The following is a 13,609-nucleotide window of genomic DNA, read 5'->3' on the forward strand; positions in this document are numbered from 1 at the left end:
CGGGACAAAGGTTAAAGCGCGGTAAATGGCCGCCCCTGCCTCGACAAGCGGCGCACCCGGTCGCACCCTGAAAGCAGGTTCGTTTTCCAGGGAGTGCCCGAAGTGCAGAATTCCGAAGAGATCTGGCGCCTTGTCGATGAGCGGCAGCAGCCCTTCATCGAGTTGAGCGACACGGTGTGGGGCATGCCGGAGCTGGCCTACAACGAGCACCGCTCGGTGGCCGAGCACAAGAAGGTGCTGGACGCCCAGGGCTTCCGCATCACCGAGAACGTCGCCGGCATTCCCACCGCCATCATGGGCGAGGCGGGCGAGGACGGGCCGGTGATCGCCATTCTCGGCGAATACGACGCGCTGCCCGGCCTGTCCCAGGAAGCGGGGGTGGCCGAGCACCGGCCGATCCCAGGCGCCGGGCATGGCCATGGCTGCGGCCACAACCTGCTCGGCTCCGGCGCCATGCTGGCGGCGGCCGCGGTCAAGGACTACCTCGCCGCGAATGGCCTTAAGGGCCGCGTGCGCTACTACGGTTGCCCGGCCGAGGAAGGCGGCGCCGCCAAGGCCTTCATGGTGCGCGAGGGGGCCTTCAAGGACGTGGATATCGCCATTTCCTGGCACCCGGCGCCCTTCGCGGTGGTCAACGAGGCGAATTCGCTGGCCAACACCCGCATCGACTTCACCTTCACCGGCCGTTCCAGCCATGCCGCCGCCGCGCCGCATCTGGGCCGCAGCGCGCTGGACGCGGTGGAGCTGATGAATGTCGGCGTCAACTACATGCGCGAACACATGCCGAGCGACGCGCGCATCCACTATGCCTATCTGGATGCCGGCGGCATTGCCCCCAACGTGGTGCAGGGCAAGGCGACCGTGCGCTACCTGATCCGCGCCACGGACCTGCCGGGCCTGCGCGGGCTGGTGGAGCGCGTGCGCAAGATCGCGGATGGCGCCGCGCTGATGACGGAAACCACGGTGGACACCAAGGTCGTTTCCGCCGTGTCCAACCTGCTGGGCAACGCGCCGCTGGAGCGTGCCATGCAGAACAACCTGGAACGGCTGGGCCCGCCGCCCTTCGACGATGCCGACCGCGCCTTCGCGGCCGAAATCCAGAAGACGTTGACGGATGCCGACATCGCCGCCGCCTTCAACCGCGCCGGCGTGCCGGTGCGCCGTGGCGTTCCGCTGGCCGACGAGATCATTCCGCTGGAAGCCAAGGGCGCGCAGATGGTCGGCTCCACGGATGTGGGCGACGTGTCCTGGGTGGTGCCCACCGTGCAGGCGCGGGGCGCGACCTATGCCATCGGCACGCCGGGGCATTCCTGGCAGCTCACGGCGCAGGGCAAGTCGCCGCTGGCGCACAAGGGCATGGTGCACGTGGCCAAGGTGATGGCGGGCGTGGCGGTGGACGCGCTGCGCGACCCGGGGCTAATCAAAGCGGCACAGGCCGACCTCGCCGCGCGCACGGAGGTGCACCCCTATGTCTGCCCGCTGCCGGAAGGGCTGTCGCCGCCGATCCACATGGGCAAGAACTGAACCGGGCGAGGGGGCTGCGGCCCCCTCAATGCCCCGCCGTGGCGGAAAACAGATTCACCACCAACACCCCTGCCAGGATCATGCCGATGCCGATCATGGCCGGCAGGTCCAGCTTCTGGCCGAAGGCGACCCAGCCCACGGCCGAGATCAGCACGATGCCGAGGCCGCTCCAGATCGCGTAGGCGACGCCCACCGGAATGCCGCGCAGCGCCAGGGACAGGCAATAGAAGGCCCCCAGGTAGCCCAGCGCCATCAGCGCCGTCGGCCAGGGTCGGGTGAACTGCTGCGAAGCCTGCAGGGCGGAGGTGGCCATCACTTCCAGGGCGATGGCGACGAACAGCGGCAGATAGGTTCGGATCATCGGGCTGCCGGGGAGATTGGTGCGGGTGGTCGGACTCGAACCGACACTCTGTCACCAGAAGCGGATTTTGAGTCCGCCGCGTCTACCATTCCACCACACCCGCGCGGGGAGCCTTTTCCCAGCCTTCGGCGCGGAATTCAAGGGGGCGTGTCCGGTATGGCGGTGCGCGTGTCAGCTTTCCCCGGCCATGCTAGACCCGTAGCCCTTGTTTGGCTGGAAAGGCCGTCGCCATGACGCAGCATGCGCCGCACCGCCCGGAAGGGGGCGAGCCGCAGTCGATGTCCGGCATCGACCCCGTGTGGTCACGCATCCGGCGCGAAGCGGAGGAAGCCGCGCGGCGGGAGCCGGAGCTTGGCGGGTTCCTGCACGCGGCAGTGCTGCAGCACGAGCATCTGGAGTCGGCGGTGGCCAGCCGCGTGGCCGACCGGCTGGGCCATGCCGACCTGCCCGGGACGCTGCTGCGCCGCAGTCTGGAGCGGGTGCTGCTGGACCAGCCAGGCGCCGCCCTGGCCGTTCGCGCGGACATCATGGCCGTGGTGGACCGCGACCCCGCCACCCGGCGCGCCATGGAGCCGGTGCTCTACTACAAGGGCTTCCACGCGCTGGTGACCCACCGGCTGACCCACCACCTGTGGCGGGAAGGGCGGCGCGACTTCGCGTTGTGGCTGCAGTCGCGATCCTCCGCGGTGTTCCAGACGGACATCCATCCGGCGGTGCGCATTGGCCAGGGCGTGTTCCTGGACCATGCGACCGGGCTGGTGGTGGGCGAGACGGCGGTGGTGGAGGACGACGTCTCCATCCTGCAGGGCGTTACCCTGGGCGGCACCGGCAAGGAAACCGGCGACCGACACCCCAAGATCCGCCGCGGCGTGCTGATCGGCGCCGGTGCCAAGGTGCTGGGCAACATCGAGGTCGGCGCCTGCGCGCGCATCGCCGCTGGGTCGGTGGTGCTGAAGCCGGTGCCCTCGGGCTTCACGGTGGCCGGGGTGCCGGCCCGCGTGGTGGGCCAGGCGGGCTGCGCCGAGCCATCCCGCGCCATGGACCAGACTCTGGACGGCGTTTGACGCTTCGTAACTTGCCCCCGCGGCGCGGCGCGCCGACAAGCGCGGCCATGCCCGTGCTGATCGCCTTGCTGGCCGCCGCCGCCCCGCTCTTCGCCATGGCCACCGAACGCTGGGGCGGGTTGAACCCCTGCCTGCTGTGCCTGTGGCAACGCTGGCCCTATTGGGTCGCCGCCGGGCTGGCCTTGCTGGCCTGGCTGCTGCCACGCCGCCTGATGCTGGCGCTGGCCGGACTGGCGGTCCTGACCTCCGGCGCCTTCGCCGTGGTGCACCTGGGGGTGGAAGCCAAGTGGTGGCCGTCGCCGCTGCCCGGCTGCATGGCGCCCAACGCCGCGCCGAACCAGAGCGTGGAGGACATGTTGCGCAGCCTGGCGCCCAAGCCTGCCAAGCCCTGCGACGAGCCGACCTATCTGGTGCCCGGCCTGCCACTGTCCATGGCCGGCATGAACTTGCTGTATGCGCTGGGCCTGGGTGGCTTCGCGCTGTGGGCCGCGGCCAGGCGGCGATAGGCACAAGCGGGGCTGACGGCGGCGGCGGGTGGTGGCAGGATGACGGCATGCCCTTTGCGTCCCGTATCGCCGCCTTTCTGCTTCTGCCGCTGCTGGCGGCCTGCGCGATACCGGAAGCACCATCCGCCGATCCCAGGCTCAAGGCCCTGACCGCCCGCCTTCCCGTAGAACTGGGGGGCTTCAAACTGCTGGATGGTGCACCCCATCCGAACCAGCCCAATGCCTTAGGTCTGCGCTATGCCCACGCCCCGTCCGGTACCGTGGCGCTAGTGGGGCTGATTACACCGGATGGTACGATGATACCGGATGGGCCGGGCTCGACGCCGGTCGAGTTGACGGTGAACATCCTTTCTTTGGCAGCCCAGGCCAGCCTGGGGGGTACCGGTCTGACCCGGCGGCCCGACTTCGGGGGTGCGCGCACGGGGCAGCCACCGGAGGTCCGCTGCAGCGATCTGCAAGTCCGCCAAGCCGATGCGGCGCATTACGTGGTGATTTGCGCGACGGGCATAGGTGGCGGCATCGTCACCATCAACATGATCGTGCAACAAGCCCGGGATGCCGGAAACCTCCCCCGCCAGTTCATGCTGAACTTCGCGCTGAACGTGGTTCAGGCCCTGCGGAGTGACGCGACGGAGGCACCCGCAGCGCCGGCCACCCAGGGCCCGGTGTATCGGCTCTAGCTCAGCCTTCCAGCTCGCTGTCCCAGTACAGGTAGTCGCGCCAGCTCTTGTGCAGGTAGTTGGGCGGGAAGGCGCGGCCGTTTTCCTGCAGCTCCCAGCTGGTCGGCTGGCGCGGCGTGTGGCGGGGAAACATCTTGATCTCGCGGGGCAGCTTGTCGGCCTTGCGCAGGTTGCAGGGGCCGCAGGCGGTGACGACGTTGTCCCAGCTGGTGCGCCCGCCGCGGGAGCGGGGGATCACGTGGTCGAAGGTCAGCTCAGGCGTCGGCCGCTCGGCGTGGCAATACACGCAGGAGAAGCTGTCGCGCAGAAAGACGTTGAAGCGCGTGAAGGCCGGGCGGCGCGCCGCCGGGATGTATTCCTTGAGCGCGATCACGCTGGGCAGGCGGATGGTGTGGTTGGGCGAATGCACCGCCGTGTCGTATTCCGACAACACGGACACGCGGTCCAGATACACCGCCTTGACCGCATCCTGCCACGCCCACAGCGAGAGCGGGTAATAGGACAGCGGACGGAAGTCCGCGTTGAGCACCAGGGCGGGGAAGCTGCTGGTCCCCGCCGACATCATCCCGTCAGGCAAGCGACGCTCCTTTTCAGGCCGCGCGCCTCAAGTTCTGGGGCTGGACCGGACGGAAGAACCCCAGATGTCGTGGCGCCGTCGGTGTGCTCCCGATTCATGGCAGGAAGGCGAGGCCCGTGCAATATCGCCGCGCACGGGTTTCACGGCCCTGTCACGCGGCGGTGATGCCGGCGGAGGCCCGTTGCAGGAACAGGCTGCCCGCGGACAGGCCGGCATCGTCGATGCCGTGGCCCAGGCGGGGCGAAAAGGTGCTGTCCACCGGCACCTCCGCCGCGCGCAGGGCCGACTCGGCCTGCTGGCTGGCGGCGGCCGGCACCACCTCGTCCACCTCGCCATGCACCAGCAGCACCGGGGGGCGGGACACGATCCCCTCCACGCCACCAATCAGCATGCCGGAATAGGCCATGATGCCGGCCGGCGGGCGCGGACGGCGGAGCCCGGTGTACAAGGCCATCATCGCGCCCTGGCTGAAGCCCATCAGCACCACCGCCGAGGCCGGCAACCCGGCACGGGCGCATTCGGCGTCGATCATGGCATCCAGCACCGGGCGGGCGGCCGCGACGCCGGCCAGGCGCGCGGCCTCGGTCCGCTCCATCAGGCTGAACCACTGGCGGCCGAAGGGCGCGCCGTCATGCGGATCGGGCGCATGCGGGGCGACAAACAGCGCGTCCGGCACCGTGGCGCCCCAGTGGGGCGCGAGGTCGATCAGGTCATTGCCATCCGCCCCCAGGCCGTGCAGCAGAAACACGATCATGGATGGCGAGCCGCCATTCTTCGGCCCGCAGCGCAATGTGTCCGTGCTGGCCATGCGGCGTCCCCCTTGCTGTGCGACCGGCCTCTCCGCTACGCGCGATCCGCCATGGCCGCAACCATCGTCACACGCTTCGCGCCCAGCCCCACCGGGCGGCTGCACCTGGGCCACGCCCACGCCGCGCTGCTGGCGTGGCAGGCGGCACGCGAGGCCGGCGGCCGGTTCCTGCTGCGCATCGAGGATATTGACCCTGTGCGGTGCCGCCCGGAATTCACCGCCGGCATCCTGGAGGACCTGGCCTGGCTCGGCCTGGACTGGGATGGCGCGCCACGGGTGCAGTCGGCGCATCTGCCGGACTACCGCGCGGTGCTCGACCGGCTGCGGGGCAGGGGTCTGGTCTATCCCTGCTTCTGCACCCGCGCCGACATCGCCCGCGAGGTGGCGGCCAGTGGCCATGCGCCGCATGGGCCGGACGGGGTGCTCTACCCCGGCACCTGCCGCCGGTTGTCGGAAGCCGAGCGCCGGGTGCGCATCGCGGGCGGCGAGGCCTATGCCCTGCGGCTGGACATGGCGGCGGCGCTGGCGGGCCTGGACGGACCGTTGTTCTTCGAGGAAGCGGATCGGGGCAGGCTGCGCTGCGACCCGGCGCGGTTCGGCGACGTGGTGCTGGCGCGCAAGGACACGCCCGCCTCCTACCACCTCTGCGTCACGCATGATGACGCCTTGCAGGGTGTCATGCTGGTGACGCGGGCCGAGGATCTGCTGCCGGCCACCGACCTGCACCGCCTGTTGCAGGCGCTGATGGGATGGCCGGTACCGCGCTACCGGCACCACGGGCTCTTGCTGGGGGCAGACGGCAAGCGCCTGTCCAAGCGCGACAACGCCCCCACCCTGGCGGCGCTGCGCGAAGCGGGCCGCCCCCCCGGGGAGGTGCGGGCCCTGGCCGCGTCTCAGGTGCGGCCGTAGGTGTCCTCGAAGCGGACAATGTCGTCCTCGCCCAGATAGGCGCCGGACTGCACCTCGATCAGCGTCAGCGGGATCATGCCGGGATTCTCCATCCGGTGCACGCAGCCGAGCGGCAGGTACACGGACTCGTTTTCCCGCAGCAGGATGCGCTCGGCATCCCGTTCCACGATCGCGGTGCCGTTCACCACCACCCAGTGCTCGGCACGATGGAAGTGCTTCTGCAGCGACAGCTTGGCACCCGGCTTGACCGAGATCTTCTTGACCTGGAAGCGGTCGCCCTGGATCAGCCCCTCGTAGTGGCCCCAGGGGCGGAAGGAGCGGCGGTGCTCCGTCGCCTCCTTGCGGCCGGACTTCTTGAGCTGGGTCAGCAGGGTCTTCACGTCCTGCGAACGGTCGCGGTGCATCACCAGCACGGCGTCGTCGGTGACCACGGTCACGACGTTTTCCAGCCCGACCACGGTGGTCAGCATGCCTTCGCTGCGCACGTAGCAGTTCTTGGCATCCAGCAGCTCGACCGGGCCGATGGTGGCATTGCCCTGTTCGTCCTGCGGGCTGATCTCCCACAGCGCGGACCAGGAGCCGACGTCGGACCAGCCGATCGAGGCCGGGACCACGGCGGCGTGCGCCGTCTTTTCCATCACCGCGTAGTCGATGGAGATGTCAGGCGCGCGGGTGAAGGATTCCACCGCGAGCCGCACGAAGTCGAGGTCGCGGGTGGCATCGGCGACCGCGGCGCGCACGGCGGCCAGCAGTTCCGGCGCCAGGCGCTCCAGCTCGGCCAGCAGGGTGGCGGCGGTGGCCACGAACATGCCGGAGTTCCACAGGTGCCGGCCATCCGCCAGGAAGGTCGCGGCGGTCGCGGCGTCCGGCTTCTCGACGAAGCGGGCGATCTCGGACACGCCGTCCATCCCGCTGATCGCGGCGCCGGTCTCGATGTAGCCGTAGCCCGTCTCGGGCGCCGTCGGCTGCATGCCGAAGGCGACAATGCGGCCGGCGCGCGCGGCGGCGGCGGCGAGCTCCAGCGCGCGCGCCAGGGCGGCGTTGTCCGAGATCGCGGCATCGGCCGCCATCAGCCACAGCACGGCGTTGGGGTCGGCCTCGTGCGCCAGCAGCGCGGCGGCAGCGATGGCGGGCGCGCTGTTGCGTGCCACCGGCTCCAGCACGATGGTCGGGTTGCCGACGCCCGCGGCCTGCAGCTGCTCGGCCACCATGAAGCGATGCGCCTCATTGCAGACGACGATGGGCGCGGCGAAGCCGGCGCCCGCGGCGCGCCCCACCGTGTCCTGCAGCATGGTCGTGCCCGTCGAAACCAGCGGCCAGAACTGCTTCGGATAGCCCTCGCGGGACAGCGGCCAAAGTCGGCTGCCGGTGCCGCCGCACAGGACGACAGGCACGATCCGCTGGGAGTTGGCTTCGACCATCGTGTTCTAAAACTCTTGTTCAACGGGAGCGGGAGCATAAGGAGGCGGAGGCCCAAAGAAAAGCCGCCCCGGACGGATGCCCGGGGCGGCGAAGGCTTTTCTTTGGTGGGCGGGGCGTCGCGCGGGCCTCAGCCCGCCATCGCCGCCTCCTTCTTCTTGCGCAGGCCGGGCAGCAGCATCAGGCCGAGGGCCAGCGCACAGATGGCCAGCAGCACGCCGCTGATCGGGCGCTCGATGAACACGGTCGGGTCACCACGCGACAGCAGCATGGCGCGGCGCAGGTGCTCCTCCATCATCGGGCCGAGCACGAAGCCCACCAGCAGCGGCGCGGGCTCCATCTTCAGCTTGTTGAACACGTAACCGAGCACGCCGAAGAAGACGGTCGAATACACGTCGAACACGTTGTTGTTGATGGAATACACGCCGATCGCGCAGAAGGTCAGGATCGCCGGGTACATGTACTTGTAGGGCACTTGCAGCAGCTTCACCCACATGCCGATCAGCGGCAGGTTGATGACCAGCAGCATCAGGTTGCCGATCCACATGGAGCAGATCAGGCCCCAGAACAGGTCCGGCTGCGTCTCGACCATGCGGGGGCCGGGCTGGATGCCCTGGATGATCAGCGCGCCGACCATCAGCGCCATCACGGCGTTGGACGGGATGCCCAGCGTCAGCAGCGGAATGAAGGAGGTCTGCGCCGCCGCGTTGTTGGCGGCCTCGGGACCGGCCACGCCCTCGATGGCGCCGTTGCCGAACTCGGCCCGGCCCTTCGACATCTTCCGCTCCATCATATAGGAGCCGAAGGAAGCCAGCGAGGCGCCGCCGCCCGGCAGGATGCCGAGCACGGAGCCCACCACCGTGCCGCGCAGCACGGCGGGCGTCGCGCGGGCCCATTCATGCTTGGTCAGGAACAGGCTGCCGACCTTGGCGGTCAGCACCGAGCGGACTTCCGGCTTCTCGAGGTTCAGGATGATCTCGGCGATGCCGAACACGCCCATCGCCATGGCGGCGAAGTTCAGGCCGTCCGACAGCTCCGGCACGCCGAAGGTGAAGCGCTGCTGACCGGTCTGCACGTCCGTGCCCACCAGGCCGAGCGCCACGCCCAGCACCACCATGGCCACCGACTTCACGACCGAGCCCTGCGCCAGCACGGCGGAGATGATCAGGCCCAGCAACATCAGCGAGAAGTAGTCGGCCGGGCCGAAGGAGAGCGCCACCTCCGTCAGCAGCGGGCCGGAGGCCGCCACCAGCAGGGTGGACACCGAGCCCGCGAAGAACGAGCCGACGGCCGCGATGGTCAGCGCCGCGCCGGCACGCCCGTTGCGGGCCATCTTGTAGCCTTCCAGCGTGGTGACGACGGATGACACCTCGCCTGGAAGGTTGAGCAGGATGGCCGTGGTCGAGCCGCCGTACTGCGCGCCGTAGTAGATGCCGGCGAGCATGATGATGGCGGTGGTGGCCGGCTGGCCGAAGGTGATGGGCAGCAGCAGCGAGATGGTGGCAACCGGCCCGATGCCCGGCAGCACGCCGATGGCGGTGCCGATCAACGCGCCCAGCAGGGCGAACAGCAGGTTGTCGAAACTCATCGCGACGCCGAAGCCATGCGCGAGGTTTGAAAGAAGAAGGTCCATGGTCGTCCCTTACCCAGTCGTCTTACAGGCTAGGCCAGATCAGAAGGTCGGCCAGATGTTCACGCGGATATCCAGCTCGTAGATGAACACCCACCAGCACAGCGCGATCAGGAAGACGACGCAGGCGGCGACGCCCAGCGGCCGGTGTTCCTTGTCCGCGAAGGCGGCGATCACGACCATCGCCGCGATGGCCAGGAACAGCCCGCCGGCGTCCAGCAGCACGCCGAAGATGTTCATGCCCGCCAGCACCAGCCCCAGCACGCGCCAGCCCGGGCTGATCGCCAGGATCAGCAGCGCGATGGTGAGCGCGATGCCGAGCGGATACCAGTTGCCTTCCAGCGCCGGGATGGCGGCGATCACCTGATAGCCCACCAAGCCGACGACGATGGCGGCGGCCAGCGTGACGAAGTCGAGCTTCAGCCACTTTTCCAGCGGGTCGGGGCTGCTGAACAGCGCCATGCCGAGCACGATGGCCCCGAGCGCGAACTCGATCCAGAACACCAGCATCGGCATATAGCCCGGACCCATGCGCCGGGACGTGCCCAGCGTGTGATCCAGGTTCAGCCAAAGGCCGAGGCCTGCCAGCACAAGCAGAAAGATGCCGGAGGCCAGGTCTTTCGCGTTGATTTTCATGCCGATCCTTTCTTGAACCCCCGCACGCCTGTTGGGCGTGCCTTGCAGTGTGACACTCTTGATACGGGAGATGACGCGCCTGTCATGCCCGGCAGGCCCCTGTCGTCGGGCCACGGCCGGCACCGGCCGCAACCGGCCAGGGCACTTCTTGAATAACTTGGGCGGGGTTGCATCCCCTGCCGCTCGGTCTCCCCCCGAATCGTAAAAGTGAGGCAACCTAAGTCACTTCGTGTGGAGACGGCAACAAGGATGCTTACGATGAAGAGAACTTCATGCGGACGTTTGCGCAACGATGTTACGCCGTGTCGCGTCTGACGATATTTTTCCTTTGAAAGTACCTGTGATGCCCGACGATATCCGCCGCAACGACCCCAGCGGTCAAATCCGCAGCGCCGCCGCCGCCGCCACGCCCAGGCTTGTCGAATTGCGCCGGGACATCCATGCCCATCCGGAATTGGCGTTCGAGGAAGTGCGCACCGCCGGCATCGTCGCTGCCGAGCTGGCCCGCCTCGGCATCCCGCACAAGACCGGCATCGGCCGCACCGGCGTGGTCGGCATGATCGAGGGTGGCCGCCCCGGCCCGACCCTGGCGATCCGCGCCGACATGGACGCCCTGCCGATCCATGAGGAAACCGGCCTGGACTACGCCAGCACCGTGGACGGCAAGATGCATGCCTGCGGGCACGACATCCACACCGTCACCCTGCTCGGCGTGGCCGAGGTGCTGCGGGGCATGGCACCGTCCTTCGCCGGCCGCATCAAGCTGGTGTTCCAGCCCGCCGAGGAAGTTCTGGGCGGTGCCGAGGCGATGATCGCCGACGGGGTGATGGACGGGGTCGACATGGCGCTCGGCTTTCACAACCACCCCGACATGCCGGTGGGCCGCTTCGGCTTCGTGCGCGGTGCCTGCCTGGCGGCGGCGGACCGGTTCGACCTGGTGGTGCGCGGCAAATCCGGCCACGCCGCGCATCCCTACGCCGCGGTGGACCCGATCGTGGCGGCGGCGCATTTCGTGACCCAGGCGCAGACGGTGGTGTCGCGCGAGGTCAAGCCGCTGCAGCCGGCGGTGGTCACCATCGGAATGTCGGCCGGCGGCACCACCTATAACATCATCCCCGAGCGCGTGGTCCTGAAGGGCTCGGTCCGCACCCTGGACCCCGAGGCGCGGGACGTGGCGGAAGCGGCCCTGCGCCGGCTGGCCGAGGGCATCGCGCTCGGCATGCGGGTGGAATGCCAGATGGACTACCGCCGCATGGTGCCGCCGCTGCTCAACAGCGACCGGGTGCTCGACCCCGCCCTGGCCGCCCTGGCCGCGCAGTTCGGCGCCGGGCTGGTCGACGAGGGCGTGCCCAGCATGGGGTCCGAGGATTTCTCGGCCTTCGCGACGCGGGTGCCGGCGATGCAGTTGCGGATTGGCTCCTCCGCCCCGGGGCGGCATGATGCGCTGCACAACGCCGGCTACCAGCCGGACGAGGGCAGCATCCCGGCGGGTGTCGAGGCCTTGTCCCGGATCGCGCTGGAGCTGCTGGCCTGAAAGGGATTGGTCGGATGAAGATCTGCGTATTCGGTGCCGGGGCCATCGGCGGCCACGTGGCGACGCGGCTGGCGCTGGGCGGCGCGGACGTGTCCGTGGTGGCGCGCGGCGCGCAGCGCGATGCCATTGCCGCCGACGGCCTGCATGTCTCGGCCAGGGACGGCGAGCATTCCGCCCGCCCGCGCGTCGGCACGCCGGCGGAGCTGGGCGTACAGGACGCGGTGATCGTCACCGTCAAGGCACCGGCCCTGCCGCAGGTGGCGGAGGCGATCGGGCCGCTGCTTGGCCCGGACACGGCGGTGGCCTTCGTGATGAACGGCATCCCATGGTGGTATTTCGACCGCCATGGCGGCGCGCTGGATGGCCGGCGCCTGCCGGAGATCGACCCAGGCGATGTGCTGCGCCGCGCCGTGGGCGTGGAGCGCACCCTGGGTGGCGTGGTGTATTCCGCCTGCACCGTCACCTCGCCCGGGCGCATCCGGGTGGAAAATGCCGTCAACCGCGTGATCCTGGGCGAGCCCGACGGCAGCGAAAGCCCGCGGGCGCAGGCGATCGCGGATGTGCTGAACAAGGGCGGCATGGTGGGCGAGGTGACGACCGACATCCGCACGGCGGTGTGGAGCAAGCTGGTCACCAACCTCGCTTTCGGCCCCTTCGCCATCCTGTCCCGCCTCGGTGCCGGCCCGTCGACGCAGGACCCGGTGGTGCGGACCGCGATGACGCGGGCGATGGAGGAGGCGGTGGCCGTCGCCAACGCCCTCGGCCAGCCTGTGCAGACCGATGTCGGCAAGCGCGTGGCGGAACTGTCGCGCTCGGCGCACAAGGCGTCCATCCTGCAGGATCTGGAACTCGGGCGGCCGATGGAGGTGGCGTCCTTGTTCCGGGTGCCGCTGGAGCTGGCGCGCATGGCCGGCGTGGACACGCCGACCCTCGACCTCGCCGTGGCCCTGGCGACGCAGCAGGCCAACGCCGCCGGGCTGTTCCAGACCGCCGCCTAGGGTGAAAAGGGCAGCGGTGCCGGATGGACCGGCACCGCGTCCTGCCCCAGCACCCAGCCCTCCCAGCGCCGCACCCAAGGGTCGTCCGGCACGGTGTCCGGCCGCGTGCCGTCCAGCACGCCGATGACGCACAGCAACCCCAGAAGGCTGTCGAAGCGGTCCTCGCCCAGCGCATCGGCGCCGAAGCCCGACTGAAGCGCGGCCACCAGCGCCGGCGCGGGCGCGACATGGAGCCGCCCCATGGCCAGCCGGAGGGACGGCTCCGCCGCCCGCCGCGCTTCCGGCACCCGCTTGCTGCCGTGCAGCACCACGCCGAGATGCCGCATCGCTTCCGCCGGATAGGTTTCCGCCAGCACGGCTGTGCCCGGTGCCAGCAGGGCGCGCAACCCGCCCTCGAACGGCCAGAAGCGGTAAGGCGCGCCGGCGGCCAGGGCAGGGGCCAGCCAATCGCGCCAGGCACTGATCGCTGCCTTACCGGTCTGGTTGGCGCCCAGGGTCCAGAACAATGGCGCGCCGGCCGGCCGCTCGGTGGTGGCCAGGTCGCACAGCCGCGACAAGCTGGCCGGACCAGCAAAGCCCAGCGCCGCCGCATGCGACGCGCGCGTCATGCCGCGTAGACCGCGGGCGGGGTAGAAGGGCCGGTCCGGTGACACCTCGGCCAGGTCCGTGGCCACGGAAAAAAAGGCGGCGGAGCTGTCGAGGCCACGCAGAAACGGCAGGAAGCCGGCTTCGGGCCGGGCGGCGGCGAAGGCGCGTGGCAGGCCGAGCGGCAGGTCCAGGCCCAGTGCCAGCGGCGCCCCCTCAGCCAGCAACCGGGCGGCCAGCGCCGCCGGATCGCCCACCGGCACCGGCGCCTCGGCCACCCAGCCGCCGGCATGGCGGCGGGCGATGCTCACTTGGCGCTTGCGCGGGTCCAGGCTCCAATCCGCGTGGGCGGCGATCAGCGAGGGCCGCGCCACGGGC

Annotated in this window: 14 protein-coding genes and 1 tRNA gene; 7 read left to right on the forward strand and 8 right to left on the reverse strand. The window is 69.8% G+C overall.

Annotated elements, in window-relative coordinates; genetic code table 11:
- Nucleotides 1-102 precede the first annotated feature (102 nt).
- Nucleotides 103-1,524 (forward strand): M20 family metallopeptidase, encoded by a 1,422-nt coding sequence (locus tag IAI59_RS10150; protein ID WP_207416420.1) that lies wholly within the window; start codon nt 103-105, stop codon nt 1,522-1,524.
- 25 nt (nt 1,525-1,549) lie between these two features.
- Here IAI59_RS10150 and IAI59_RS10155 read toward each other — a convergent pair whose 3' ends face one another.
- On the reverse strand, nt 1,550-1,882 hold the full coding sequence (locus IAI59_RS10155) for a DMT family transporter (RefSeq protein WP_207416599.1): 333 nt from the start codon (nt 1,880-1,882) through the stop codon (nt 1,550-1,552).
- A gap of 20 nt (nt 1,883-1,902) precedes the next feature.
- Nucleotides 1,903-1,988 (reverse strand) — tRNA-Leu (locus tag IAI59_RS10160).
- Nucleotides 1,989-2,115: 127 nt separating this feature from the next.
- Between IAI59_RS10160 and cysE the strand changes: the two genes are divergently transcribed.
- The 3 genes from cysE to IAI59_RS10175 are packed head-to-tail and all read left to right on the forward strand — an operon-like array spanning nt 2,116 to nt 4,135.
- A complete protein-coding gene (gene cysE / locus IAI59_RS10165) occupies nt 2,116-2,949 on the forward strand; it encodes a serine O-acetyltransferase (RefSeq protein ID WP_207416421.1) in 834 nt (277 codons plus the stop codon).
- Between the two features lie 47 nt (nt 2,950-2,996).
- The gene (locus IAI59_RS10170; RefSeq protein WP_207416422.1) at nt 2,997-3,455 is read left to right on the forward strand and encodes a disulfide bond formation protein B; all 459 of its coding nucleotides are present in this window, start codon (nt 2,997-2,999) and stop codon (nt 3,453-3,455) included.
- A 47-nt stretch (nt 3,456-3,502) separates the two neighbouring features.
- Nucleotides 3,503-4,135, forward strand: coding sequence for a hypothetical protein (locus IAI59_RS10175; RefSeq protein WP_207416423.1), 633 nt, complete (start codon nt 3,503-3,505; stop codon nt 4,133-4,135).
- A 1-nt stretch (nt 4,136) separates the two neighbouring features.
- Here IAI59_RS10175 and IAI59_RS10180 read toward each other — a convergent pair whose 3' ends face one another.
- Both IAI59_RS10180 and IAI59_RS10185 read right to left on the reverse strand, forming a co-directional pair.
- Nucleotides 4,137-4,697 (reverse strand): HNH endonuclease, encoded by a 561-nt coding sequence (locus IAI59_RS10180; RefSeq protein WP_207416600.1) that lies wholly within the window; start codon nt 4,695-4,697, stop codon nt 4,137-4,139.
- A 166-nt stretch (nt 4,698-4,863) separates the two neighbouring features.
- Nucleotides 4,864-5,520, reverse strand: coding sequence for an alpha/beta hydrolase (locus IAI59_RS10185; RefSeq protein ID WP_207416424.1), 657 nt, complete (start codon nt 5,518-5,520; stop codon nt 4,864-4,866).
- Between the two features lie 51 nt (nt 5,521-5,571).
- On the opposite strand from IAI59_RS10185, the gene gluQRS reads away from it, so the two are divergent.
- Entirely contained in the window at nt 5,572-6,429 is an 858-nt protein-coding gene (gluQRS, locus tag IAI59_RS10190; protein WP_207416425.1) for a tRNA glutamyl-Q(34) synthetase GluQRS, read from the forward strand.
- On the opposite strand, the gene IAI59_RS10195 is transcribed toward gluQRS, so the two are convergent.
- From IAI59_RS10195 to IAI59_RS10205, 3 genes are all read right to left on the reverse strand, one after another.
- Complete coding sequence (locus tag IAI59_RS10195) at nt 6,414-7,850, reverse strand: mannose-1-phosphate guanylyltransferase/mannose-6-phosphate isomerase (protein WP_207416426.1); 1,437 nt, start codon at nt 7,848-7,850, stop codon at nt 6,414-6,416. The genes gluQRS and IAI59_RS10195 overlap by 16 nt on opposite strands.
- 128 nt (nt 7,851-7,978) lie before the next feature.
- Complete coding sequence (locus IAI59_RS10200; RefSeq protein WP_207416427.1) at nt 7,979-9,481, reverse strand: tripartite tricarboxylate transporter permease; 1,503 nt, start codon at nt 9,479-9,481, stop codon at nt 7,979-7,981.
- A 39-nt stretch (nt 9,482-9,520) separates the two neighbouring features.
- Nucleotides 9,521-10,114 carry a hypothetical protein gene (locus tag IAI59_RS10205; RefSeq protein WP_207416428.1) on the reverse strand — a complete coding sequence of 198 codons (594 nt, stop codon included), beginning with the start codon at nt 10,112-10,114 and terminating at the stop codon, nt 9,521-9,523.
- Between the two features lie 343 nt (nt 10,115-10,457).
- Here IAI59_RS10205 and IAI59_RS10210 point away from each other — a divergent pair, with 343 nt between their 5' ends.
- Entirely contained in the window at nt 10,458-11,648 is a 1,191-nt protein-coding gene (locus IAI59_RS10210; RefSeq protein WP_207416429.1) for a M20 metallopeptidase family protein, read from the forward strand.
- A 14-nt stretch (nt 11,649-11,662) separates the two neighbouring features.
- The gene (locus tag IAI59_RS10215) at nt 11,663-12,646 is read left to right on the forward strand and encodes a ketopantoate reductase family protein (RefSeq protein ID WP_207416430.1); all 984 of its coding nucleotides are present in this window, start codon (nt 11,663-11,665) and stop codon (nt 12,644-12,646) included.
- On the opposite strand, the gene IAI59_RS10220 is transcribed toward IAI59_RS10215, so the two are convergent.
- On the reverse strand, nt 12,643-13,605 hold the full coding sequence (locus tag IAI59_RS10220) for a hypothetical protein (protein ID WP_237181106.1): 963 nt from the start codon (nt 13,603-13,605) through the stop codon (nt 12,643-12,645). The genes IAI59_RS10215 and IAI59_RS10220 overlap by 4 nt on opposite strands.
- Nucleotides 13,606-13,609: the final 4 nt, after the last annotated feature.

This window comes from Roseomonas haemaphysalidis (assembly GCF_017355405.1).
In the GTDB taxonomy this organism is placed as follows: domain Bacteria; phylum Pseudomonadota; class Alphaproteobacteria; order Acetobacterales; family Acetobacteraceae; genus Pseudoroseomonas; species Pseudoroseomonas haemaphysalidis.